General features: G+C 61.4%; 22 protein-coding genes and 1 tRNA gene. 11 read left to right on the top strand and 12 right to left on the bottom strand.

Annotation, left to right across the window (positions count from 1 at the left end; genetic code table 11):
• Window positions 1-25 precede the first annotated feature (25 nt).
• From V8192_RS04335 to V8192_RS04300, 8 genes are all read right to left on the bottom strand, one after another.
• Window positions 26-664, bottom strand: coding sequence for a chemotaxis protein CheX (locus tag V8192_RS04335; protein ID WP_341631816.1), 639 nt, complete (start codon window positions 662-664; stop codon window positions 26-28).
• Window positions 664-1,044, bottom strand: a complete 381-nt coding sequence (locus V8192_RS04330; protein ID WP_341631815.1) for a response regulator transcription factor — start codon at window positions 1,042-1,044, stop codon at window positions 664-666. The genes V8192_RS04335 and V8192_RS04330 overlap by 1 nt, the downstream gene beginning before the upstream one ends.
• A gap of 94 nt (window positions 1,045-1,138) precedes the next feature.
• On the bottom strand, window positions 1,139-1,381 hold the full coding sequence (locus V8192_RS04325) for a hypothetical protein (RefSeq protein ID WP_341631814.1): 243 nt from the start codon (window positions 1,379-1,381) through the stop codon (window positions 1,139-1,141).
• Window positions 1,378-3,339 carry a chemotaxis protein CheA gene (locus V8192_RS04320; RefSeq protein WP_341631813.1) on the bottom strand — a complete coding sequence of 654 codons (1,962 nt, stop codon included), beginning with the start codon at window positions 3,337-3,339 and terminating at the stop codon, window positions 1,378-1,380. The genes V8192_RS04325 and V8192_RS04320 overlap by 4 nt, the downstream gene beginning before the upstream one ends.
• Window positions 3,339-4,187, bottom strand: coding sequence for a CheR family methyltransferase (locus tag V8192_RS04315; RefSeq protein WP_341631812.1), 849 nt, complete (start codon window positions 4,185-4,187; stop codon window positions 3,339-3,341). Before V8192_RS04315 ends, V8192_RS04320 begins: the two co-directional genes overlap by 1 nt.
• A complete protein-coding gene (cheB, locus tag V8192_RS04310) occupies window positions 4,178-5,278 on the bottom strand; it encodes a chemotaxis-specific protein-glutamate methyltransferase CheB (protein ID WP_341631811.1) in 1,101 nt (366 codons plus the stop codon). Before cheB ends, V8192_RS04315 begins: the two co-directional genes overlap by 10 nt.
• Entirely contained in the window at window positions 5,275-6,717 is a 1,443-nt protein-coding gene (locus tag V8192_RS04305; protein ID WP_341631810.1) for a chemotaxis protein CheW, read from the bottom strand. The genes cheB and V8192_RS04305 overlap by 4 nt, the downstream gene beginning before the upstream one ends.
• Entirely contained in the window at window positions 6,704-8,641 is a 1,938-nt protein-coding gene (locus tag V8192_RS04300) for a methyl-accepting chemotaxis protein (protein ID WP_341631809.1), read from the bottom strand. Before V8192_RS04300 ends, V8192_RS04305 begins: the two co-directional genes overlap by 14 nt.
• A gap of 352 nt (window positions 8,642-8,993) precedes the next feature.
• On the opposite strand from V8192_RS04300, the gene V8192_RS04295 reads away from it, so the two are divergent.
• The 5 genes from V8192_RS04295 to V8192_RS04275 all read left to right on the top strand — a co-directional run bounded on the left by V8192_RS04295 (window position 8,994) and on the right by V8192_RS04275 (window position 13,355).
• On the top strand, window positions 8,994-9,344 hold the full coding sequence (locus V8192_RS04295; protein ID WP_341631808.1) for a hypothetical protein: 351 nt from the start codon (window positions 8,994-8,996) through the stop codon (window positions 9,342-9,344).
• 48 nt (window positions 9,345-9,392) lie between these two features.
• Window positions 9,393-10,556, top strand: coding sequence for a two-component system sensor histidine kinase NtrB (locus V8192_RS04290; protein ID WP_341631807.1), 1,164 nt, complete (start codon window positions 9,393-9,395; stop codon window positions 10,554-10,556).
• Entirely contained in the window at window positions 10,546-11,160 is a 615-nt protein-coding gene (locus V8192_RS04285) for a response regulator transcription factor (RefSeq protein ID WP_341631806.1), read from the top strand. Before V8192_RS04290 ends, V8192_RS04285 begins: the two co-directional genes overlap by 11 nt.
• Before the next feature lie 438 nt (window positions 11,161-11,598).
• Window positions 11,599-12,207, top strand: a complete 609-nt coding sequence (locus tag V8192_RS04280) for a hypothetical protein (RefSeq protein WP_341631805.1) — start codon at window positions 11,599-11,601, stop codon at window positions 12,205-12,207.
• 203 nt (window positions 12,208-12,410) lie between these two features.
• Window positions 12,411-13,355 carry a hypothetical protein gene (locus tag V8192_RS04275; protein WP_341631804.1) on the top strand — a complete coding sequence of 315 codons (945 nt, stop codon included), beginning with the start codon at window positions 12,411-12,413 and terminating at the stop codon, window positions 13,353-13,355.
• A 141-nt stretch (window positions 13,356-13,496) separates the two neighbouring features.
• Here the strand turns inward: V8192_RS04275 and V8192_RS04270 are convergent, their stop codons facing one another.
• Together V8192_RS04270 and V8192_RS04265 are read right to left on the bottom strand one after the other, a co-directional pair.
• On the bottom strand, window positions 13,497-14,507 hold the full coding sequence (locus V8192_RS04270; protein WP_341631803.1) for an aldo/keto reductase: 1,011 nt from the start codon (window positions 14,505-14,507) through the stop codon (window positions 13,497-13,499).
• A gap of 392 nt (window positions 14,508-14,899) precedes the next feature.
• A complete protein-coding gene (locus V8192_RS04265; protein WP_341631802.1) occupies window positions 14,900-15,445 on the bottom strand; it encodes a hypothetical protein in 546 nt (181 codons plus the stop codon).
• Between the two features lie 112 nt (window positions 15,446-15,557).
• Here V8192_RS04265 and pdxR point away from each other — a divergent pair, with 112 nt between their 5' ends.
• On the top strand, window positions 15,558-17,039 hold the full coding sequence (pdxR, locus tag V8192_RS04260; protein WP_341631801.1) for a MocR-like pyridoxine biosynthesis transcription factor PdxR: 1,482 nt from the start codon (window positions 15,558-15,560) through the stop codon (window positions 17,037-17,039).
• 72 nt (window positions 17,040-17,111) lie between these two features.
• Here the strand turns inward: pdxR and V8192_RS04255 are convergent, their stop codons facing one another.
• Window positions 17,112-18,125 (bottom strand): medium chain dehydrogenase/reductase family protein, encoded by a 1,014-nt coding sequence (locus V8192_RS04255; RefSeq protein WP_341631800.1) that lies wholly within the window; start codon window positions 18,123-18,125, stop codon window positions 17,112-17,114.
• Between the two features lie 1,065 nt (window positions 18,126-19,190).
• Between V8192_RS04255 and V8192_RS04250 the strand changes: the two genes are divergently transcribed.
• The 4 genes from V8192_RS04250 (at window position 19,191) to V8192_RS04235 (ending at window position 24,143) form a co-directional block, all read left to right on the top strand.
• Entirely contained in the window at window positions 19,191-20,444 is a 1,254-nt protein-coding gene (locus tag V8192_RS04250; protein ID WP_341631799.1) for an HlyD family secretion protein, read from the top strand.
• An 81-nt stretch (window positions 20,445-20,525) separates the two neighbouring features.
• Window positions 20,526-21,125, top strand: coding sequence for a hypothetical protein (locus V8192_RS04245; RefSeq protein ID WP_341631798.1), 600 nt, complete (start codon window positions 20,526-20,528; stop codon window positions 21,123-21,125).
• 82 nt (window positions 21,126-21,207) lie between these two features.
• Window positions 21,208-22,008: a hypothetical protein gene (locus tag V8192_RS04240; protein ID WP_341631797.1), complete on the top strand. Its 801-nt coding sequence runs from the start codon at window positions 21,208-21,210 to the stop codon at window positions 22,006-22,008.
• Window positions 22,009-22,010: 2 nt separating this feature from the next.
• On the top strand, window positions 22,011-24,143 hold the full coding sequence (locus tag V8192_RS04235; RefSeq protein ID WP_341631796.1) for a peptidase domain-containing ABC transporter: 2,133 nt from the start codon (window positions 22,011-22,013) through the stop codon (window positions 24,141-24,143).
• Window positions 24,144-24,463: 320 nt separating this feature from the next.
• On the opposite strand, the gene V8192_RS04230 is transcribed toward V8192_RS04235, so the two are convergent.
• Window positions 24,464-24,553 (bottom strand) — tRNA-Ser (locus V8192_RS04230).
• A 137-nt stretch (window positions 24,554-24,690) separates the two neighbouring features.
• Between V8192_RS04230 and hspQ the strand changes: the two genes are divergently transcribed.
• Window positions 24,691-25,029, top strand: a complete 339-nt coding sequence (hspQ, locus tag V8192_RS04225; protein WP_341631795.1) for a heat shock protein HspQ — start codon at window positions 24,691-24,693, stop codon at window positions 25,027-25,029.
• The last annotated feature ends 26 nt before the right edge of the window (window positions 25,030-25,055 follow it).

Here is a 25,055-nt window from a genome sequence, read left to right as displayed (position 1 = left end):
GCGAAACTGCCGAACACGCCAGGCGTTACTCCTGCTCGCCGACCACCTGCTGGATGAATTCGCCAAGAAGCTCCTTGAGCGAATGCATCGAGGGCATGTCCATCATCATTGCGATATAGCCGCGCAGGTCGCGCTGATGGATCGAGAAATTGATGTAGAGAAACAGCACCAGCCCGCCTTCATCATCCTTGACCGGTTCGCGAAACAGGCTCGAGGCATCGCCTTTGTTCACTGTCGGGATCGACATCGTCAGCGGACGCTTCAGCATGTTCGCCATCGTGGCGAGGCAGGAGTTGAGGATCACGTTGCCGGTTTCCGCGAGCGCTTCCTGCTCGAGATCTGCAAGATCCTCGTTGGAAATGTCATCGCCCGCGACCGCCCGGGCGAGCGCGAGACTGTGAGCCTGCGGGAAGATGAGCATCGCGCGCCCGGCAAAGGCTCCGGAAAAGCTCTGCTCGACTGCGACCAGACCGTTACTCTCGCGCTCGCCGAGCAAGGTTCCGGCTTTCTGGCGAGTAACGATTTCGACTGCCGGGACCGATAGCAGGACTTGATGGCCGACCATCTTGCGAAGTGAGGCGGCGGCCCGGCTGACGCCAATGTTCACGACTTCGGTAAGGGCATCCTGCTCAAGTTCGGTGAGCTCGATGGCGTTGACCACCATCAGGATTGCGCGCGCAAGCGAAGCGCCGCGCCGGAGACGAACCCCTGAAGCCCTTCCGCGGTCAGCGGCTTGGCGACGAACGAGGCGTTGATCTCGCGCGCCCGGGAGATGATCTCGTCCTGGATATTTGCCGTAATGATCGCGATCGGCATCACGGGATGAGCTTCACGGATCTCTGCGGCGAGCGCGAGCCCGTCTTTCTCTTCCATGTTGAAGTCAACCAGCGCGACATCGACCGGTTCCCGTTCAATCACCTCGAGCGCCTCTGCAGCGCTTGCCGCCTCAACGCGGTGCCAGTCGGGCTGAAGCTGGTTGAGGGCCTTGCCGGCGTTGATGCGGGCCAGCTTGCTGTCGTCGACGACGAGTACGGTAACGGTCATTAAAATTCCCTGGGGCCTTGGAAGTGAAGGCGGCTGATGGGTGACTAAGCGATCGATCGCGGTTGTGAAACGACTTTCTAGGACAGCCATCCACTCAAGGCGAATCCTGCTTGCGGATCAAGGGGATGACCCAGTCTCCAAGGAAGCCGGCCGGTTCGCCGATGATATCCACCCGCCCCGCCATCAACAGTTGTACGACGGCGCCGTGGAGATAGTCGCAATCCGAGAGGTCGACGGCGCGGACACCCGAAACCAAAAGCGCCAGCAAGGTTTCCGCATCCTCTGCCGTGCAGGTTCCGGACAGCCGGACGGTCTTTCCGTCCACAGCGACGCTCATCCGATGATCTCGCTGAGATTGAGGATGAGGAGCACGCTGCCGTCACCAAGCAGAGTGGTGCCCGAGACACCCGGGATGTGCGCCAGGAACCCAGTCATCGGTCGCAACATGACGTCGAGCCGCTCTGAAAAATCGTCGACCGCGATCCCGACCCGTCCATGTCCGCCGTCGACCACCAGGATCCTGGCGTCCGAGGCGGCATTCGCCGCGGAGATGCCGAGCAGGGCTGCAAGCTCGATCATCGGAATGGTGCGGCTGCGAAGGACGAATGCCTTCCCCAATCCCACGGGCACGATGCTTGTCCTCGGGATGCGGACGCTTTCCACTACCGTGTCGAGGGGAATTGCGAAGCGCTCGTCACCAACCCGGACGATGAGCACGGTGGTCAGCGCGGCCGTTGCGGGCAGGCGCAGACTGACGCTCGTGCCCTCGCCTGTCTTACTCGCCAGCGAGACGCGTCCGCCAAGCTGCTCGATCGCCGTCCTGATTGCGTCCATGCCGACGCCGCGTCCCGAGATGTCGCTGATCGCCGTCACTGTCGAAAACCCGGGCGCAAAGATCAGCTGAAGAGCCGCCGCATCGTCCATTCCCTCGACTTGTTCGGGCACGAGGATCTGTCGATCGACCGCCGCTTGCCTGATGCGTGCCGGATCGATGCCTGCGCCGTCGTCGCTGATCTCGATCAGAATCTGGTCGCCGAGCGTTCGTGCACTCAAGGTCAGACGGCCCTGCGCCGGCTTGCCTGCCGCAATTCTTGCATCCGGCCGCTCGATGCCATGATCGACGGCATTGCGAACGAGATGAAGGAGCGGCTCGAACAAGGCGTCAGCAACGGCCTTGTCGACGCGAGTATCTTCGCCGCGGATCTCAAAGGCGATATTGCGATCGAGCCGCTGCGCAAGCTCGCGGACCAGGCGATTGAGGCGCCGGAACACGCGGTCCAGCGGGACCATTCGCACATTCATGACGGCCCGGTGCAATTCGGCAACGACGCGGTCCGTGGTCGCCTGCGCGGCACGGATCGAAGCGGCAATGGCCCTTGCGTCCATCCCGGCCTCGGCGTTGGCGGCGAGATAGGCAAAGCTGTTCTTGGTGACGACCAACTCGCCGACGAGGTCGAGCAGTCGATCGATCTCGGTGGAATCCACCCTGATCGTTCGTTGGGCATCGACCCCGGCCGCAGCCGCGGACCCCGTGCCGCCGGTTGGGGCGAGACCCCCGACGGAGACGATCTCGACCTGGTCCGGAATGAACCGAAACAGCTGGGACAGCTCTGCTTCGCTTGCTGCACTGATCAGTTCGATCAGGAGATTGCACTGATAGGGATCGATTTCCCCGAGCGGCGGCCAGGGCGTGATTCCGGCAAGCTCAAGGGCCAGGAGTTGCGGCACCGCGCCGATGAAGCTCATGGGATCATCGCCGCTGAAAAAACAATCGGCGGGCGGGCGGTAGCGGACGGCGACCAAGGTCTGGTCGGCCTCGCGGACCTGGTCGAGCCGGGCCGACTGACGGCGAAGGAGGTCAGAAACCCAGGACTGATCGGCCGGTTGGCCAGGACCCGCCAAGTCCTGCGGCGCGCCGGTCAGGGCGAGCAGTCCCGTCGCAATCCTGAGCGCTTCCTTGGGTGCGTCGAGCGGCAGATTGCCGCTGGTCTCGACGACGTCCATCCAGCGGTCGCATTGATCGAGGCAGGCGAGCAGGGCCTGGGCAACCGGGGGGCTCATCGGCAAGTCGGCCGAGCGCACATTGCCCAATAGATCTTCCGCCGCGTGCAGCGCCGCGCCCATTGGCGACAGGTCGAAGATGGCGACGGACCCCTTGAGCGTGTGCACCGCGCGAAATGCACTGTCGATGCGACCGGGCGCCGACAGGTCCTCCTCGAGCGCCATCAGATCGTCGGTCGCCTTGGAGATCAGCTCCCGGCCCTCGATCAGGAATTGCTCGAACAGTTCGTCCATCAGGCGCGCTCGTAAACGATCGCATCCTCGAAGCGCCGGGTCGCGAACCTGCTCGAGATACGGCTCATCGATTCGGTGTGCCCAAGGCACAGGAACCCGCCCGGCAAAAGGGAATCGTACAGATTTGCAGCTGCGGCCTCGCGCGAACTCTCGTCGAAATAAATGAGGAGGTTGCGGCAGAAGATGATGTCGAAGCGGCCCTGCGCAGCAACCGATGCCTTGTCGATGAGGTTGGTTTGCGTGAACTTCACGGATTCCTTGATATCCTGGATGATCATCCGCGCGCCATCATGCTCATCCTCGAAATAGGTCTCGAGAACAGCCTTGGGCAGCTTGGCGAGTGCGCGCGGGCCGTACTCACCCTCGAGCGCCGCCTCGATGGCCAAGGTATCAATATCCGATCCGACGATCTCGATATTGTAGACGTCGACCATCGCCCAGTTTTCCAGCAGCCACAAAGCAATCGAATAGGCTTCCTCGCCGGTCGAACACGGGATTGACCAGATGCGGACATGATCGCCGGGGCCGCGGCTTTTGACGATCTGGGGGAGCAGCGACCGGCTAAGGCAGCGGAGCTGGTGCTCCTCGCGGTAGAAATAGGTTTCGTTGACGGTGAAGCTGTTGATGAGTTCCTGCGCTTCCTTCTCGTCGTCGCGCAGGAGTCCGTAATAATCCGCGAAAGTTCTGCTGCCGGTGACATTGATCCGCTCGGCAACGCGGCGGTCGATGTAGTAACGCTTTTTCTCTTCGAAGAGCATTCCGGTCCGCCGATAGACGAAGGCGCTGAGGCGGCTGAGTTCGTCGGCGGTCAGCGCCCCGCGTTCTTCGCCGGCAGGAGTTACCGGCATTGCAAGGTCTCCATCAGGGAGGCGGCGATGCGTTCGAGCGGGGCCACCACTTCGGCGCCTCCGGCCTTCACCAGCTCGCCGGGCATCCCCCAGACGACCGCGCTTTCCTCGGCCTCGGCGATCGTGTGGCCGCCGCGCCGACGGAGCTCGGCCATGGCCGTTGCCCCGTCATTGCCCATTCCGGTCATCAGAACTCCGATAAGCCGTTCGGGGGTGACAATGTCCATGGCGCTCTGAACGAGCCGGTCGACGCTTGGATGCCAGCGAAACCTCGGCGCTGACGGCGCTGCCGCCGCAACCAATGCACCGCGCTGCCGGCGGACCACCACGTCAGCATCGCCTTTTCCGATATAGACGGTGCCCGTTACGACCGGCGTCGGCGCCGCGACTTCAACAACCTTCAGCGCGCACGCCTTATCGAGCCGGCGCGCGAGCGCGCCGGTGAACGAAGCGGGCATGTGCTGGGCGACAAGCACTGGCCAGGGAAAGTGTGCTGGGAGAGGGGTCAGGAGGGCATCGAGGGCCTGCGGGCCACCGGTCGAGGAACCGACCAGCACCAGCCCCTCGCCTTCGACCTCGCCGATCGCCGGGATGGCGGGCGTGGGGGCTCTCGCAAAGGCCCGGCGGTTGCGCGGCCTGGGGCTGGTCAGACCTCTTTGCGCGCGAATCCTTTCTGCCAGCCGGAGCGTCGGCTTGATCCGTGCCGCGGCTGCCCCGCGGACCGTTTCGATGAGGCGCGGTGCAAGCGCCTCGATCTCGAGCGAAACAGCGCCCTCGGGCTTGGGTATGAAATCGACCGCGCCAAGCCCAAGTGCTTCGAGCGTCTCATCCGCCCCGGCCTTCGTTCGCTGCGCGAGCATCACTACGGGACAAGGCCGCTCGACCATGATCCGGTCGAGACAGGCAATCCCGTCCATCCGCGGCATGTGAATATCGAGCGTAACCACGTCGGGTTCGAAGGCATGCAGCTTGTCGATCGCCTCGGCGCCGTCCCGCGCGAACTCGACGGTGAAGTCACTCTCAGCCTCGAAGATGGTGCCGAGCAGCCGCCGCATCAGCGGCGAATCGTCGACCACGAGCAAACGGATCATGAAGGAGCCGACGCAGTCCCCCGCATGGCGTCGATCAGGTCCTGCTCGGCCCGGTCGAGCAGCTCTTGCGGATCGATCAGAAGGATCATCCGGCCGTCCCGCTCGAGGTTGGCAATGCGTTCGATCACCTTGCTTCGCTTGGACGTCAGTTCGGGAGAAGGTCGGAGCTGGTCGGCGGCGACGCTGAGGACCTCCGAAACGCTGTCGACGACGAAGCCGGCGAGGCTCTTGCCGATGCGAACGACGACGACCCGGGACTTTCTGGCATTGCCGCCGGTCGGCGCCTCGAAGCGGCGGCGCTGATCGATGACGGGCACGATCTGCCCGCGAAGGTTCATGACCCCTTCGACGAATTTGGGTGTCTTGGGCAATCTGGTCAGCTTGTCGGGCAGCGCGACGACTTCCGATACACAGGCGATCGGCAGGCCGTAATGTTCGTCGCCGAGCTGGAAAATCACGAATTGTTCCGTACCGGCAGGGGCCGCGCCGTCCGCCATTAGCTCTTCCTCGTTGTCGCTCTGGGCGGCCAGCCGCTCGGCAAGGCCGTCTTCAAGCAGATGATCGGTGGACAGGATCGACATCAGCCGGCGGCCTTCCTCAAGGCGGCAGATCGCCTGGATATGCGCCTCCTGTTTCCCGCGGGTCAGTACCAGGGGAACGGGATCGATCTGGTCCGCGGTCGCGCGCACGATGGCTTTGAGGGAATCGACCACCAACCCGACGCGGACACCGCCGATCGAGGCGACGACGATTCTGGCTGCCGATCCCGCCTTTCCGGCTCCAAAGCCAAGCAGGGTTGCAAGCGAGACGAGGGGCAAAAGTCGGTTACGAAGGGTGACTGCACCCAGCATCGCGTCGTCGGTTTTCGGAACGACGGCGACGGTCGCGGGAACGGCGAGCACTTCCTGGACATGGGCGAGCGGCAGCGCGAATTCCTGGCCGGCGATCTCGAAACTAAAAAAGGCCTCGGTCGGTGCCGCGGCCGAGCTGTCCACTTCCGTCGCCCCCGTCAGCGCCGAACTGGCAGCCAAGGCAGGCTTCGACATGGCGCCGAACTGCTGGTTCAGGAGCGCGTCGACGTCGATCAAGCGGACAGGATCCTTTCCGGACCTGAGCTTGTCGGATCGCTGGAGCGCCGACGCTTCATCGACCGTCAGCCCGACAGGCACGGAGTCGCCGACGACCACCACCCGGCGAGCAGCAGAAGCGTCCGGCTCCTTTCCGAGGAGCACCGCCAGGGAGACGATCGGGATTACCCTTCCGCGCAGGTTGGCGACGCCGACAAGACCGGGCGGGCTCAGCGGAATCCGGGTGACCACGGGATTGCGGATGACTTCGGCAACGTCATTGGCAGGAATTGCCATCCGTTCGCCGGCAACCGCGATCGTCAGAGCCTGGAAAGCTTGGTCCTTGGCTTTCGGGCGCTCAGCTTTCGGCACGTTCGAGCTCGCCTGCGAGGGAAGCGATTTCTTCGATTGCCGCTGCAAGATCTTCGGCGCCCTGAGCCTGCTGATTGGCAGCGCTCGCGGCCTCGGCAGCGGCGGTCGAGGCTTCCTCTGCAACCGACGCGACCTGCTGGGTTCCCTTGGTCACTTCCTGAACCGCGGCAAGGATCGTTTCGGCCCCTTCGGCGATCTGGCCATTGCCTGCGCGCAGTTCCTCGACCTGCGTCGCGATCCCTTGCAGCCGAACCGAAATTGTCCGGTTGCGGCCCACTTCGACGTCGGCGGTCATCACAATCTGCTCAAGGTCGCGGCGAACCAGAGCAACTTGGCCGCGCATTCCCTCGACGACGTCCTTGGCCTGCTCGGCATTCAGGGCCGATTCCCGGGCAAGCTTTCGAATGTCGCCCGAGACGATCGCGAACCCGCGGCCGCTCGCGCCGGCGCGCGCGGCTTCGACCGAGCCGCTGACAGCGAGCATGTTGGTCTGAACCGCGATCAGCGCAACGCCATCCACCATCTTTGCTACGGTTCGGCAGGATTCGTCGATCTTCTCAACGAGCTCGCTCAAGGCGCGGGTCTCTTCGAGTGCGGCTGCAACGCCTTCCGTCATCGTCGCGACTGCGGCCCGGTTCTCCTCGAGCTGCTCGATCATCGAGGCCGCGCGCTCGAGGGCCTCGCCGGCGCGCTCGCGGCTCGCGTGCGCCGAGCGTTCGATCTCAGTCATCGCGCTGTTCGACTGAAGGGTGGATGCCGCCTGCATCTCGGCTCCGCGACTGATCTGATCGATCGCCGCCATGATTTCGGTGGCCGCGCCCGATAATTCCTGGACCGTCGCAGACAATTCTTCCGCCGAGGATGCGACCTGTTCGACAGACGAGGACGCAACGCTCTTGGACTGCAGGTCCGCGGCGATCTTCGCCAGCGCCTGTGCGGCCTGCTGGCTTTGCTCGAGCGATTGGGTCTGCTGATCGATTCCGCGCTGGGCCTCGGCTGCTGCCGAGGCCTGTTCCTCGGCGGCGCTGGCAACCTGTTCCGCCGCCCGCTGGGCTTCGCGCGCCGCGGCCTCCGCCTCGATCGAGGAAATCAGGATGGCCTGCGCCCCGGCGGCGAGGTCAGCCATTTCTGCGCGGAGCGAAGCAAGCCGCTCGGCGGCCTCGCGGCCCCTGGCGGCCTCCGCCGCTGCGTTGCTCGAGGCAGTTCGGCTGCGCTCCGCAATCGCGCGGACCTCGGTACCGATCCTGTCAGCGACCGTCCGGATCTCGCCGGCACTCATTTCCGAATTCTCCGCAAGCGCCCGGACCTCATCGGCGACTACCGCGAACCCGCTGCCTTTCTCGCCGGCCCGAGCCGCCTCGATCGCCGCGTTAAGCGCCAAGAGGTTGGTCTGGTCGGAGATTTCGCCCACGGCCTGGGTGATCTCGCGAATCTTGCCGGTCTGTTCCTCGAGCCTCTCGACGAGAGCGACCGCGGCAAGTTGGCGGGAGGCGCCCGCCTCGACCGAGGCGACCGAGGCGACAATCACCGCCGAGCTTTCGGCGAGATTGGTCTGAAGTATTTCCGAAGTCCGCTGGGTGCTTTCGGCCTTTGCGCGAGCATCGGCAAAGCTGTTGTTGAGCTGTGACACGGCAGCCAGCGACTGTTGTGCAGCGCCCGCCGCTTCTTCGGCACCGCTGGCGATCTGCTCCATCGCCTGGCGCAGCTCTTCGGCTGCCGATGAGGCCTGGACAAGACCGCTTGCCAGTTCCTCGCTTGCCGCTCCGATCCGCTCGGCCGCCCGTTGGCGCCGGTCCTGCGAGTTCAGTGGAATGCGAGCAAGACTGGTTTTAGGGACGGCAGCCGTGCGTTCCGGTTCGGCCGGCTTGGGACGGCGCTTGCGCTTGCTGCGCCCCGTGACGGCGGTCGTCTTTACCAGTGCCACGGCCTTCTCCTCCAAATCACAAGCTCAACGCGCCTGAGGAGGCCGGATCGCCCCGGGGTCTCCTAGGTCGCATGAGTCTGTGGCGCAACGCGAAAGGGCTGCGTGGATCCCGCCTGCTTCAAGGCGAAACTGCCTAAAATGCCTCCACCGATAGCGAACCAGACAAAGTTCGAAGCCCCTGCCGTGGTGCAGGTGAGCACCGGCTCCGAGCCGGACGGCAACGACATGTTCAGTACGACAGCAGTGATCAAGGCTCGACGCCGTTCGAGGCCCCCGGAATATCAAGAGAGCGTAGAGAGACCTCGTATGATTGCGTATGGCGGCCTCGCCCGCCGTTCGTCATCCTCAGGCCATGAATAATTGGAAGACCATTCGCCTCGAGCTTGACCGCACCGGGGAATTCCCGGCCGGCTCGGTGAGCCGCGGATATCTGATCCAGCTTCCCCTCAATGACGACGACCTCGTCGACCAGGATGCGTTCGCCCGCAACCCTCACCGGGCGATAGTCCGGCGCTACTGGTCGACTGAGCCGGACGAGGCCGGACTCCTTCTTCCCGTGAACGGTGAATGGGCCATGCGCTGCAATGGCACGGCGGACCGCCATCTCGAGCTGAATGGCCGGCCCATCCGGGTTGGCCAGCAAGTCTCAGTAATGGAGCAGCATGGTGCGTCTCTTCCGTTCCGGGTAGCGGGCATCCGCTGACGGAGAGGTGTGGCGCGCCAAGCCGCGCTGCTGGTATGAATACCTATCGTGGACCAGCCTTTCGACCAGAATGTCTGGCTTGCCGTCGGGACCGAAGCACACCTGCGCTCGATCCTTGCCACGGTTCCGGACGCCATGGTCATCATCGACGAAGAGGGCGTGATCCTCTCTTTCAGCGCCGCCGCGGAGAAGATGTTCGGCTATGCCGAGAGCGAAGTCGTCGGCGAGAATGTGTCGATGCTGATGCCCTCTCCCGACCGCGAACGGCACGATGGCTATCTCCGCAACTATCTGCAGACGGGCGTCCGGAAGATTATCGGGATCGGCCGCGTAACCACCGGGCGACGCCGGGATGGGAACACATTTCCGATGGAATTGTCGGTCGGCGAAGCCTGGGTCGACGGAAAGCGGATTTTCACGGGGTTTGTTCACGACATCACCCAGCGGCAACAGGTTCAACTGACGCTCCAGGATCTTCAGTCGGAGCTCGCTCACGTTGGCCGCGTAAGCGAAATGGGAACTCTTGCTTCATCACTTGCACATGAGCTCAATCAGCCGCTGACTGCGATCGCCAGCTATAGTGAAGGCATCGCCGAGCTGCTCGCCGGCGACCTCGATTCCGACAAGGCCGCGCTTGCGCGCGAGACCCTGAAGGAGGTCTCGGCCGAGGCTATCCGAGCCGGACAGATCGTTCGGCGAATGCGCGATTTCATGAGCCACGGCCACACTGAGCACAAGGTCGAGAACCTGCCTCAGCTTATCACCGAGGCCAACGCACTGGCGCTCGTCGGCTCGCGCGAGCACGGAATAGACGTTCAGGTGAGGCTCGACCCAGCAGCAGAACAGGTTTTCGTCGATCGGGTGCAGGTCCAGCAGGTGCTCCTGAACCTCATCCGGAACGCGATCGAAGCGATGATCGACAGCCCCGCACGGTCGCTCAACATCTCGAGCAACGCCGGTCCTGCCGGATTCGTCACGGTCACCGTTGAGGACACCGGGTCCGGCATCAGCAAGACGATTGCTCCGCAGTTGTTCCAGCCTTTCGTCACGTCGAAGCAGACCGGCATGGGCATCGGGCTGTCGATCTGCCGGACGATCGTGGAAGCGCATGGCGGCCGGATCTGGTGCGAGCCCGGGCACGACCGCGGTACGGTCTTTCACTTTACGCTGCCGAGCGCTCAAGCTGATGGAGGGGCGAAAGATGGGCTCTGAAGAGCGAGTGGTGCATCTGGTAGACGACGACGCTTCGGTTCGCCGGTCGGTCGGGTTCATGCTCAAGACCGCAGGACACCAGGTGCAAAATTACGAGTCCGGAGCGGACCTGCTCAAAAACAGTGCCCAGCTGGAACAGGGCTGCATCCTCCTCGACATCCGCATGCCGGGCATGGACGGCCTGGAGGTCCAGCAGAGACTGCAGGAAAAAGGCATCCGATTGCCGGTGATCATCATGACGGGTCACGGAGACGTTGGACTGGCGGTGAGGGCGATGAAGGCCGGTGCGGTCGACTTTATCGAGAAACCGTTCGAGAAGGACACGTTGTTCTCGTCGCTCGACGAAGGTTTCAGCAGACTCTTCCAAGAACAAGTGACGGGCGAGCGCAGAAAAGATGCCGAGGTCAAGCTCCAGGCGCTCACGGCGCGCGAACTCGACGTGCTCGATGGACTGGCCCAGGGAATGCCCAACAAGACCATTGCCTACGACCTTGGCATCAGCCCCCGGACGGTCGAGATCCACCGCGCGAACTTGATGACCAAGCTAGGCGCCCGCAGCCTGTCGGAAGCGTTGCGGATTGCCTTCGCGGCTGGAGACGGATGAACAGGCCAAGCTCGATTTCGATGATCACCTTGAGCGCTTTCATGTCGGCGGCACGGCCGAACACGTCATAGGCATCATCGGCTTGGTCGAGGATGAAGCGATAGGCGATGAGCAACCTTGGGTCCTGGGCTGGACGTACTTCAGCAACATCGGCTGTCAACCAGTCGGGTGGCGATGGCGATGTTCGCCGACCATAAGGTCTCAAGATGAGGGGTTTGCCTTGTGGCAGTAACGCCGATGTTGGCACACACCGCGCAGTCCTCGATATCGGCTCATGTCTTCATACCTTGACGCCGAAGGGAGCCGGCTGATCCAGCCCATCGAGCCGGCAAAAGCCAATCCCTAAACCCCACCACCATGCCGCGAAGTATCGAAGGGGAACAGTGCTGGCGGGTTCGTCCCTATCGAGCCTATAGTTTCGACGGGGAGGGGCCAGGGTTGGACAAATTCAGCTTATTTTTTGCTTTCTACAGCCTCATCCTGGGCCTTGCGATCACTGAGATCCTGAAGGGGTTCGGGCATTTCGTCCGAGCCCACTCACTTCACAAACTCGGCTGGCAAACCACACTGCTGGCAATCTTCACGTTCTTTGCGATCACCGCGACTTGGATCGACGCCTTCACTGCGTTGCGATCGGTCGATCTAAACGTTGAAAGCCTCGGCGTGCCGATCCTGACTTCGACAGTCTACTATCTCGCAGCCATTCTCGTATTCCCGTCGCGATCCGTCGATCTTGAGCGGCTCGACGATTATTACATGCAACACAAGAAGCTGGTGATCGCCCTTCTGATTGCTGCCGAGCTGCTCGTCACCTTCACCTTTCTGCCGCAGATGATTGAGGGCTACCAGGAACGAACGCCTTCCTTCTTCTATTTCTATTTGCCGTTTCACGTGGTGCAGAAGGTGGCGTACGTCGCGGCCCTGCTGGCAAAGGGCAAGCGCGCCAACATCGCTTGGTTGACGCTGCTCATTTTGCTCTTGCTCTTCAATTACTGGGATAACGGCGCGATCCCGCAATTCTTAGACCGGACGTACGACCCACTGTAACCGTTCGCCAAGGCCCGAGGCTTGCTTCGGCCGATTGCAGTCGTAAGGCGCACCCGATCGGTACGCATTTCGCGGCCTGGGAGCAGCCGCAGCTTCTGACCGAGGATATGCGCGACACCTTCCGATCCGTGCGCACGACGTAGCCTTTAAGAACCAGTGAGGTTTTAAGCCTTCTTGAACGCAGTTGCGTGCATAGGCCGGGCATGGACCGGACTTCGAACGTCATTGCAGGACCCCTCTTTCTGGCCGCGTCATTTGCGATATTGGCCGGATGCTCTGGCCAGTCAGGAATCCGCGGCAGCTACATCAATCACGACGACAGCAATGGCGCACTTCTCGTCCAGATCGACGACGTGCACGATCGCAACGTGAACGGCACGATCTCGATCGTGGGCACCGACTCGAAAGGACAGATTTTTTCCAGACGAACGCCCCTTTCCGGGACCATTGATGGCAAAGCGCTGAACCTCTCCATTGAAAATGGAATGGACTTAGGCATGGCCACCGGAACCGTCGTGCCCGCCGGGCTGCAGCTGACGCTCCTCGGTAACGGACAGTCCATGCGCCTGCTCTTCAAACGCGGCGATCCAGCTGAGTTCGACAATATTGTAGCGGAAGTCCGGACCCAGGCTGCGCAAGCGCGCCAGAACAAGGCGGCAGCAGCAATTGAAGTGGAACATACCAACGCGCTTGCGAGTGTGCAGCGGACTATCGATGCGACAGCCGATCGTTTGTTCGGTGACTCTCAGTCAGCTAATGACAAGAGCCGACAGGTCGAGAACGTCATCGCTGGCTATCCGCGGTTTGCTGCGCGCGCCGCCCAGCTGCGAGCCGCCGCGAAGGGCGTGGACCCTCGCAATGACGTTAGTGGCCGCGCTGATGACATTCGTTGGCGGCTGAATGCCAATCGTGACATGATCGCCAGTGCCCATTCGGAGGCCCAGGCCGCCGCCCGCGACATCGAGGGGTCGAACGTTGGCGATGTGAGCCATGCCAACCAGTTGGTTGGAGAGTGCCAGACCGATCGCCGACTGACCTGCACCCGTCTAACCAGCGCATTGGCCGCTTACTCGACGAGCACCGCGAGCTTGCGCGCGGCCGTTAGTCGGGAAAGCTCTGCATTCGAGTCCCAACGAGCCAGTTTTTAAACTTCGGACCGAGTTTTCCCGCCGCGGGGCCAGGACAGTCAAAAACTTCAGCTGTCCGCAAGTTGACAACAAACAGCTCCACGACGGCGTCGGGCTCGTCTCGATCGTGAGTGCGCCGTCTACATGACAGCTGCGCGCATCTTATGCTTCTTCCTTCACGGGGGCTTCACGCCCGACCATCGCCATTTGGGCAGGAGCATAGCGCTCGCCTTCTGCCTGGAGCTGCGATGCGCCCTCGTCGATCTCGCGAAGATCGGCTTCCGTTAGCTGCACGGCGGCGGCGGCGATATTTTCCTCCAGCCGGTGGAGCTTGGTCGTCCCAGGGATCGGCACGATGTACGGTCGCTGCGCAAGCAGCCATGCTAGAGCGATCTGTGCCGGCGTTGCGCCCTTCTCGACCGCCACCCGCTTCAGCAGGTCGACGAAAGCCTCGTTTTTCGCCATCGCTTCGGGCTGGAAGCGTGGGGTGCTCGCGCGGAAGTCTCCGTCCGGCAGCTTGTTCTTGATCGTGCCGGTCAGAAAACCTTTTCCTAGCGGGCTGTAGGGCACGAAACCGATCCCCAGCTCGTCACAGGCCTTGAGGATCCCGTTTTTCTCGACTGCCCGCCACCACAAGGAATATTCGTTCTGGATCGCGGCGATCGGCTGCACCGCATGGGCGCGCCGAAGAGTCTGCACGCCCGGTTCCGAAAGGCCGAATTGCTTCACCTTCCCCTCGTCAATGAGGTCGCGAACGGTGCCCGCCACGTCCTCGATCGGCACGTCTGGATCGACGCGATGCTGATAGAGAAGGTCGATCGTTTCGATTCCCAGGCGCCTCAGCGATCCGTCGACCGCGTCGCGAATGCATTCAGGCCTGCTGTTCATTCCCGCCTCTTGCTTGCCGTCGACGAAATTGAACCCGAATTTCGTCGCGATCACGACCTCGTCACGGAACGGCCTAAGTGCCTCGCCGACGATTTCCTCGTTCTCGAACGGCCCGTATACTTCGGCTGTATCGAAGAAGGTCACTCCGCGCTCGACGGCTTCACGGATGAGCTTGACCCCATCGTCCTTCGAAAGCTTCTCGGCATAACCGAAGCTGATGCCCATGCATCCAAGGCCAATCGCCGAGACATCGAGGCCGCTGCGACCCAGTTCACGCGTCTGCATTGTCGATCCTTTCTTACTTGTCGGTGAGCGCGAGCACTGCTTCGGGCGGGCGAGTGCCTTCGATCTTGATCTCTGAAATTGCCTGGTCGAGTTCGCGCAGATCGTCCGCCGATAACTCGGGAAACGCCTGCTCGGATCAATTGGTCCCCATTTCGATGAAATCGAAATCGCAGTCCGTCCGCTGAACTCGCACTGCGTAGGGCGATCGACGGTCTGGTAATCGCCTGCCTGCCCGACAATTATCGACTAAGGTCTGCTCATCTCCCGATCCGGACATCGTTTTGCACTCCAGCACCAGCCCGGCGGCCCAGAAGTGGTCAGGTCCCGCCCAGTCTCTTTTTTTCGGTCTCAAATAGTGCGGAAAGGGCGCGGTCGCGGGCCCTCAGCACGACTCATTTCGCGCGGCTGACCCGTGCGATGAACGAGGTATGCCAGGACCGCCCACCGTCGTTCGAGCGCGCAACTTCATAGCTGTGCAGGTCTTTCGACATGATCGTCCATGTGCCCCGTATCAGCATCGACCGGCCGCCAACGGCCTCCTGCGAGTAGAATTCAAGCTTTCCGTCGCGATAGCCGCCGATGCTCGGGCTCTCCATCCGGCCTACCGAGCTGTCGACGTAATTCTCGCTCCACTGACCCGCGACCGGGTCGTAAAGGAAGAGATTGGCAGCCTGCCAGTGGCTGCTCGGCCCGTCAGCGGCGATCTCCTCCAGCCAGGCCTTTCCACCCCAAACCGGCCGCGCGACCTTCGTTCCGCGCAAATGGATCTGCTCGTTCGGCCTGTCGAATGGGTCCTTGATGATCGTCACTTCGGTCGTCCAGTTCCCGAGCGAAAAGTCGAAGTCATGGGAGCCGTCGCGGACCTCCGTCGGAACCTGTGCAAAGGAAGGCTGGGCGATCGCCATAGCGAGGTAAGCGGCAAGGGATAGAAAACGCATGGATTGGCCTCTCAAGTCTGAAACATTAAGCTAGGCTCGCTGCAGCACATCTGTTGAGCGCCAATTCGCGGAAAAATCTTGGCACGTGCGTTGAAAGTGGCCCAATGAGTTGATGGAGCCACTTTTCGAACTCAGGATTACGACCGCCCCAGCCGGCTCGCGCGAAGTCGCGAGCCATCTCTTCCGTCAGCTCAAGAATGCAATCCTGGACAAGCGGCTGCCGCCAGGCTCGCGGTTGCCGTCCACCCGCGATGCGCAACGGATATTCGGCGTTTCCCGTAACACTGCGCAGGATGTCTACGACCGCCTCGCCCAGGAAGGACTGCTTTCGACGAGGCACGGGTCCGGCACTTTCGTCCGCGACGCTCGTCCCGAGACGATCGCAAGCCAGGCTGCGCAGGCCGAGGAACGTCAAGGGAGCATGAACCCGTTCTGGGAACGCCCCGATGTCGCCTCGTGGATTGGGTTCTGGCACGAACGCCAGAGCTCCGGCGCCAAGTCGCCGCCTGTCGCCGACATGCGGCCAGCCCTTGTTGATCAGCGGTTATTCCCGCACGCGACCTTCCGTCAGGTAATGGCCCGCCAGTTGCGGCGGCTGGAAACCAGCCCCGCCGCGTCCCGAAGCCCCCAACACAACCAGGGAAATAGCCAGCTTCGGCGGGGGATCGCGGAACATGTCGGCCTCACCCGCGCGGTCGCCTGTTTGCCGGATGACGTACTCGTCACATCCGGTGCGCAGCAGGCGTTCGACCTCGTTGCCCGCGCACTGGTTATTGCGGGTGAGACAGTCGTCGCGGTTGAAGACCCCGGTTATCCCCCGATGCGGGTTCCGTTTGCGGCGGCCGGAGCGCGCCTCGAGCCGGTGCCGGTCGATAGCGAGGGCATCGTCGTCGATGAGATCCCGGCAGATGCGAAGATCATCTGCGTTTGTCCATCCCATCAATTTCCGCTCGGAATGCCGATGTCGCCCCGGCGTCGGGAAGCGCTGCTCCGCTTCGCCCGGCACAACGGGGCCGTCATCGTGGAGGACGATTACGACGGTGAATTCCGATATGACGGGAGCCCGCTAGAGGCGTTGCGGGGTATCACCTCCGCTAGCCACGTCTTCTATGTCGGCTCCTTCTCCAAATGCATGTTCCCGGCGATCCGGTTGGGCTTCATCGTGGCGCCAGAATGGGCGCTACTCGCATTGGTTGCTGCAAAGAATTCGACTGATTGGCACTGCTCCATTCCCATCCAAGCTGCCCTCGCCGAATTCATCCGCGACGGGCATCTCACGCGCCATATACGCCGCGTACGCCGCATTTATCGCGATCGTCGAGATTTGCTGCTGACGCTCCTTGAGCAGCGCCTGGGTGACAGACTGAGTGTCGTGCCATCCTTCTACGGCATGCACCTCACGGCGATTACTCGCGACGGAATCGACTGCGAGGCCGTCAGCAAAGATCTCGCGAGAAGCGGGGTCATGGTTCACGGTCTTTCTCGCTATTTCTTGGGGCCCCAAACGCGCAGCGGCATCATATTGGGGTATGCCGCAGCTGACTTCGATTCACTCCGGATCGCGGTCGAGGCGCTCGCCAGAAAACTCGCTTGACGGGCATACGCAACAGCGCCCGGAGGCGGACGAAAGTCCGCTTTCAAGCCAAAGAAGAAACGTCGGCAATCGTCAGACAGGACAGAGTACGATCTTGCCCTCCACGCCGCCTGCATCCAGCCGCCGATGAGCATCAGCGACTTCGTCAAATGAGATGCGCTCGGCGATGCTCGGCCTGATCGAGCCTTGTTTCAGCAACTCGAACAAATAAGCGAGGTCATGCTTGAACCAGTCCGGGTGCCGGGCTCGCATCACGTTAATCGAAAAGAAGCGCGTATGTTTTCCGCGCGGCATCCAGCCCCAAAGATACAGCCGAGCGATATTCGCGAGCGCGCGTACCATCCCTTGCCCCGCCTGGGCTCCCGCGGAGTAGCCAATAGCAACAAGCAGCCCGCCGGGCTTTAGCGCGGCAAGGGAGCGACGGTAGCCATCCTCGCCGATGCCATCGAAAACCACATCGAAGCCTCCGGGCAAGACGCGCGTAAAGTCCTCGCGGTCATAGTCGATCGGATGTGCCCCGAGATCGCGGATCGCTGGGCCGTGCCTGGCGTGGGCGCCTCCCCAGGCCTCCACGCCGGCAAGCTTGGCCAGTGAAAGTAGCGCCTGCCCAACCGCTCCCCCGGCACCGTGAACGAGGATTCGCTGACCGCGCCGGACCTTGGCTGCGCGGTGAAGGAGCTGATAGGCGGTCGTCCAGCTGAGGATGAGGGTCGCCGCTTCCGCGGGATCCACCTCTCTGGGCACCCTTGTTAAGTCCTTCGCCTTCAGCGTTCGATACGTCGCATCCGATCCGGTGACGGTCATGTCCGCAACCCGGTCGCCGATCTTGAATCCGCTTACCCGGGGGCCGAGCTGATCGATCTCCCCCACGACATCGTAGCCCAGGATGAACGGCGCCTTATATGCTGCCGTCTGCGGGTAAAGATGCCGCCGGATCAAGGTCTCAGTATAATTGATGCTGGAGGCGAGGACTCGCACTCGCACCTCGCCGGCCTCTGCGGTCGGCTTGGGAAGATTCACGATCCGAATGTTTTCCGGACCACCATATTCGGTCAGCTGAGCGACCCGGTTGAGCGCTTTCGCCATTTGCCGCGCCTTTCGCATGGCGGCCGTTAGTCGAGAGCACAGTCGCGCAGAATCCGTATTCTTACCTAAGAGTTCGGGCGCGCCCCGCGTCCCTTTACCCGAGTTTTGCGGGCCACACGGCATGAGCGCGCAGTTCGGCGCCATTGCCTTTCTTTCTTTTTCTACGATGGCTGAGACTGCGTGGCGGACCAACTAGTATTCGAAACGATGGTATGGGTCTCCAACATCGACTCAGGAAGTCGCAGAAACCAGCCGTTCTTTAACCCCGAACGGTACGCGAGAGACGCTGCGGTATGAGTTCATTCTGCGAACGAACACGGGGCGATTGCGCTTCGTCGCGTGATCCTTGCGCGGTGTTTGCGTCGGTCGCTTGGCATTACTGGCTTGCTCCCCGTGATCGACTCGGCAACAACAAAGATCAACTATGTGAGCGAGCAGGCTTGTCGTATTTGGGCGCGCGTCGCCTTCCTCCCCACGACATCTGCGCTCCGGTGGCGGCTGTGATGAGAATCCCCTATGTCCATTCTCGAGGCGATCCGACCATTCCAACTAATGTTAACTGCTCACGGAAAACAAAATGTCCGGAGACGAGCCTCGCGTGCAGAGACGGTCGTGTTCCATGAGTGAACCGCGAGCCGCCGTTCCCAGAAGGTTGGTATTGTTCACCGTTACCTTGGCACTCGTTTTCTTCGTAGTGATCGGAGCAATCCTGACCCGGAATATAAGCCGCCCACGGTGCGAGGGGCGATATTCGGCGCATGCGGTTCACTACGGTAATGCAAAGATCAACGTGCGCGGCAGCGGTGTGCCTGAGTGCTTTAGAAACCGGATCGGAAGCTAGAGCGTATCCTTGACCCGGGCGGCAAGTCGGGCGTGAAGCACCGCCTCCGTCGTTCATAACACCGATCATGGCACTTCAGAAATGCCACTCGCTCACATGATTGATAATTAAAGTAGCCATTGCATCACCGTCATTAAAATAAGTTAATTTGACCCGATGCTACTGCGGGCGTTTCTGCAACCTGCCGAATCGCGGATATGCCCAGGGGCCGGTAACCGCGCGTAATGAAGCACGACTTACTCTTCAGACGCGAAGTCAGCGAGGAGAAGCGTTACAGGCTAGAAGGAGGCATACTGCTTTCGCAGCCTGTAACCATTGTTTCGGTTACTGCGCTCATACTGATCATCATCCTCGGCCTGAGTATCTGGATTGCAGCAGGTACTTACACGAGAAGCGAGACGGCACCCGGCATTCTCGTGACCGACGTCCCGGCGACGAAGATCATTGCGACTCGCGCTGGCCGAATTGCAGACCTCGCAGTTCGTGATGGAGACATCGTCAGGGCGGGGCAACGTTTGGCGACTGTCATCGTCACGCAGCCCGCTGGCACCGGCGTAGATACGTCCGCCGCAAGTCTGCAGGCTCTGGAAATGCAGCGGAAGCTTTCGGAGCAGCAGGGCGCCATTGCGCTGCAACGCTCAAGAACAGATCGAGCCGGCCTCTTGGCGGCTTTAGCGAGCTACGGTGAGCAGAAAGCACAGGTGCTCCAGCAGATCGCTCTTCAGAGGCAGACGGTTGCTTCCATGCGAGCGACGCTGGACGGGATCGAGCCAGTCATGAGTCGGGGGTTCGTGAGCCGGATAGAATATGAAAGCCGCAAGCAAGCGTGGCTCACGGCACGCGAACAGCTGGCCCAAATGGTGCAGCAATCATCAAACTTGGACGCAGAAGAGGCAAAGGCCCGTGCGGACCTCGCCCGCGTTACGACGGATAGTCATTCACAGTTCTTGACCGCAGAAACTGCTGCCGCTGGCTATGCGGGTCAGCGAGCAGAAGCCCTTTCGCAGCAAGCCTATGAGATCGTGGCCCCGGTTGCCGGACGGGTGACCGCCCTTCAAGCCGCACTGGGCAAAACGATCGATGGCGTCATGCCGCTGATGGAGATCGTTCCTGACGGCTCGCGGCTGCATGCCGAGATCTATGCTCCCTCGCGCTCGGTGGGTTTTGTGCGGCCAGGTCAAGAAGTCAGGCTGCTTTACGATGCTTTCCCTTATCAGCGCTTCGGGAGTTTCGCGGGGCATGTGACAGCCGTGTCCCGAACCGTTCTTGATCCTCGCGAAATCGCGGCACCGATCAAGAGCGACGAGCCCGTCTTCCGGATCGACGTGGCGATTACAGGCCAGTCCGTGTCTGCCTACGGAGCGAAGCTCCCGCTTCAGTCGGGAATGACGCTGAATGCCAACCTAATTCTCGACCGACGACCCTTCAGCGAGTGGCTCCTGGAGCCACTTCATGCGGTACTCAAACGAACCGGATGAGCGAACCCTGACACTATGGCGAACGGCCAAGGTCCCCCGTCGTCGTAGCGCTACAATCGGGACCTCTTCCAGGAGTATGGAATGGGACAACGAGTTGAAACCAGTTCGCTTCGGGCCCTAACGGCCGGCGAGATCCGCCTCGTCAGTGGCGGAGGCAGCTCCGAAACCTACATGAACGGCAGTACGGAAGTCACCGATTACTTCGACGATGCGGGGAACTACACCGGATCCGACTACAATTTCAGTGATGGGTCGATGGATCATTATGATCGCGCGACTGAGACGCTGGACCATTTCGATGCGGTCAACATCTGCGTCGGTGCGAGCGGCGGCTTTGTCACAGGAGCCGTATGCGGTGGGACCGCGGCCGACGGTGGCGATTGGGCCCTGTCGGTTGGGCTGGTCGCAGACCCGGAAGCCCGGCCTGCAATCGACGCGATCGATGGCGCTCACATGAACGGTTGGGACGTCGGCCCGGACAGTGTAACTTACCAGATCAGCGGTCAGACCATCGACCAGACGGCAGGCACTGTCCAACAGGCGGCAACCCAGACGCTCGGCGAAGCGCTTCAGGCTTGGATCACTGCAACCAGCCCTGACGCCGCCTGCTATATCTATGGCGATCCCACGACGTGCGGCGATTACCAAGAGCGGACCTTCCAGCAATCGTCTTATCAGTAATCACGAGGTGCCGGGCCGAAAGGCCCGGCATCTTTGAAAGAGGTTAACCTGCTTGACCGCTAAATGCAGTTTCATCCTTCTCTTGGCCGTGCTCCTCGTCGCCTGCGCGAGGCCGGCCAGTTCCGCAGCCCTGTCCTATTCCGACGGCGTCCTGACATTGAACGGCAACATTGATGATCGTCTGGTTGGGGCTCTTCAGCGGATGGGTCATGAGCCTATCCGCACCTTAGTCGTCACGAGCTCCGGAGGTCAGACTTCCGACGCCATCCGCATGGTGAATACGCTCGGCGTCGGCAGATATGATGTGGTTGTGCGCGACTATTGTCTCTCCGCCTGCGCCAGCATCCTTTTCGCTGCGGCGAAGAACAGAGCAGTGGAAGACGGAGCTGTGGTCGTCTTCCATGGCACCGATCTCGCCAAGATGCAGCTGGCAAGAGCAGCAATTAATCCGGATGACCTCGCCTGGTCGCCGGTCGAACAAGCCGATAGCCAGCGCGAAGCTGAGATCTACCACGAGCGCGGGATCAACCCCGTGTTTTTCAAGCTTGCTGAACTCCGCCGCGAGCCGATGTGCTTCACGCAAGTGAACACGTCGGGCCCGCAACCGCTCGCGTCCTGGGTCATGCGGCGAACCGCGTACATGCCAACGCTGGCGACGATGCGACGCTTCGGAATGCCCGTTGCCGGACGAGAGATGTCCGATGCTGAACGCCTGCAGAAAGCGTCGGACTTGGAGGCCAAGCTCCATGCAAGATTCTCAATCGTCCTAGACCATGCAACTGAGGTTCCCGCGGACGCGCAAATCGATCGTCAGTTTGCCGCGCTCCGGCTGCCTGAATGCGGTAAGGCGACGCGACGGCAGCTGTCCGGCGATCGGCTCTAGACATGATCGGCTTGCAACCCGCCAGCGGCCACTGTCCAGTCATCAGGCAATCTGAGGCGAGTGAATGCGGACTAGCGTGCATCGCCATGGTCGCCTGTTGCCACGGCTTGCAAGTGGACCTTCCCGCGCTCCGTCGGCGGTTCAGCATGTCGCTGAAGGGCGCCACCCTTCAATCCCTCATTGAGATCTCGGAGCAGATTGGTTTCAACGCGCTGGCGCTGAGAGGCGAGATAGCGGACCTGGATGAAGTCGCTCTTCCTGCGATCCTGCACTGGGACCTGAATCATTTCGTCGTCCTTACTAGCGTCAGGAAGACACCGCGCGGCCGCCGATATCGAGTCAATGATCCCGCAAGAGGATCCTTGAACCTATCTGAAGCGGAACTGTCGCGTCACTTCACCGGCGTTCTTCTCGACTTGGAGAAGGCCGCTAGTTTCCTCCCCAGGCGCGAGGCGGCGCCACTGCAGATTTCGCAACTTTGGTCACGGATGCGGGGCATCCGGAGCTCGGTTGGGATTCTGCTGGCCCTCTCGCTCGTCTTGCAGCTGATTGCCCTTGCCGCGCCATTCTATCTGCAGATCGCTATCGACACGGTGCTTCCCTCCTTTGACAGGGATTTGCTAGTTATGCTTGCCGTCGGATTCGGCGGGCTCGCGGTCATCAATGCACTGACTTCACTGCTTCGATCGCTCGTTCTGGTCTCCCTCGGAAACTCCTTGGCTTTCCAGCTGGTCGTCAACCTGTTCCGGCACCTGATGCGGTTACCGCTAGACTGGTTCGAGAAACGCCACGTCGGGGACATCGTCTCGCGGTTCGGCTCGTCGCAGTCGATTTCCGATCTTTTGAGCCAAGGGCTGATTGCTGCAGTGATCGACGGCGCGATGGCCGTCCTCACGCTCACCCTCATGTTCATCTACTCAGTCAAGTTAGGCGTGTTGGCGTTGGTTGGATCGCTTCTATACGGGGGCCTCAAATCTACGTCCTACTTCATGCTCCGCGTGCGGAACATGGGAACGATCACCGCCCAAGCGCGAGAGAACTCAGGCTTCATCGAGACCGTCCGAGGCATTGCCGCGATCAAAGCCTTCGGAGAGGAAGGCAATCGGCAACGCATCTGGCAGAATCTGAAATCGGATGCCGTGAACGCCCAAGTGCGTCTCGGGCGCATGACCAGCTACTTCGATGCAGCCGCCCAATTGGTGTTGGCGATCGAAAGAGTGCTCTTTGTCTTTCTTGCCGTGTCGATGGCCATGGCAGGTGAATTCACCGTCGGGATGATCTTCGCGTTCCAGGCGTACAAGCAACAATTTATCGATGCCACGACCCGACTGTTCGACTTCTCCGTTCGCTGGAGATTGTTGGACGTTCATCTCACTCGGATCGCGGACATTGCTCTCTCGCGACCTGAGCTTCCCGCCGCTCCTGCACCCGTCACGGCAGAGGCGATCCGCGGCGGGATTGAGCTGCGCAACGTCAGCTTCCGATACGGAACGGGTGACTCTGACGTTCTACAGAGCGTGAACCTGAAGATCGAACCGGGCGAAATCATCGCGCTGATCGGTCCGTCGGGGGGCGGCAAAACCACGCTACTAAAGATCATGATGGGACTTATCGAACCGAGCGACGGGCAGGTATTGATCGATGGTCAGCCACTAACCGCGACGAACAAGCGAGCTTGGCGTCGGGCCTGCGGATCCATCGCTCAGGACGACTTACTGTTCGCCGGATCTTTGGGGGAGAACATCGCCTTCTTCGACCCTGGAATAGTCATGGAACGAGTAGTTCAATGCGCGAAAGCTGCGGGCATCCATTCGGAAATTGAGAGCATGCCGATGCGCTATGATACTTTGGTCGGAGACATGGGGTCAGCGCTCTCAGGCGGGCAGAAGCAGAGGATCCTTTTCGCTCGAGCGCTCTACCGGCAACCCAAAGCGCTCTTCATCGATGAGGGCACCGCTCATCTTGATGTGGACTCCGAGCGTAAGCTCATGACCGTACTTGCAGCCACGGACGCAACCCGGGTCATCAGTGCGCATCGGCCGGGCGCGATCCTGCAAGCAGGTCGGACCTTCCTGGTGGCTCGGGCATCCGTCCGTGAGATATCGTTGCTCGAGCCTGAGACCACAGCAGCCTAGTCAAGGGCCAGCGTTGAAGGGTATCGATGTGGCAGAGCGATGCGAATGCCCGTCTCCAACGCAAAGCGGACACTGGAGCTCGGACTCAATGAATGCCCACCTGTTGGATTGAGCATCCACTTTAAATCCGGAAGGGCTCCAATCCAGAAGGGACGAACTCAAACCGTACTGCCCGAATTGTCGCCAGAGAATTCGCCGCTGATTGCCGCCAATGTTCGAGCCGCGAGGCACCTCTCCAGTCGCCCGCCTAGGAGACAGTGGCGCACTTCCGCCGGCGCTGGGCCAGAATGAAAAGTGTAATGAAGTCAAATACTTGAGTATGGCGGAGAGGGTGGGATTCGAACCCACGGTACGGTTGCCCGCACGCCGCATTTCGAGTGCGGTGCTTTCGACCACTCAGCCACCTCTCCGCATCAAGGCAAACGCTCGCCGGGCAGGTCGCCGGCCGGTCGGAGGCGGCGCTCTAGCAGCGCGCTTTCACCTTGCCTAGATAGGGGCGATGACCCCTTTTGAAACTTTCGAACGTTCAGGTCGTCGAGGACCTGAAATGGCACAGAAGATCGACATTCCGCTTGCGCGCTTCGCCCTTGGCGAGGTCGTCCGGCATCGCCTGTTCGATTTTCGCGGTGTCATTTTCGACGTCGACCCGCAATTCTCCAACAGCGAGGAATGGTATCAGGCAATCCCCGAGCCGCTGCGGCCCTCGAAGGAGCAGCCTTACTATCACCTGCTCGCCGAGAATGCCGAGACAAGCTACGTCGCTTATGTGAGCCAGCAGAACCTTATTGCTGACGAAAGCGAGGAGCCGGTCGATCATCCGGCGATCGCCACGATGTTCGACCGCCAGGACGGCCGATACAGGCTTCGGCCAGATCTCACCAATTGACCGAAGGGAGGGCGCGAACGCCCTCC

It is taken from the genome of Sphingomonas agri (genome assembly GCF_038148795.1).
GTDB lineage: Bacteria > Pseudomonadota > Alphaproteobacteria > Sphingomonadales > Sphingomonadaceae > Sphingomicrobium > Sphingomicrobium agri.
The sequence above is the reverse complement of the archived record's forward strand: the minus strand, read 5'-3'. Positions and strand labels throughout refer to the sequence as shown.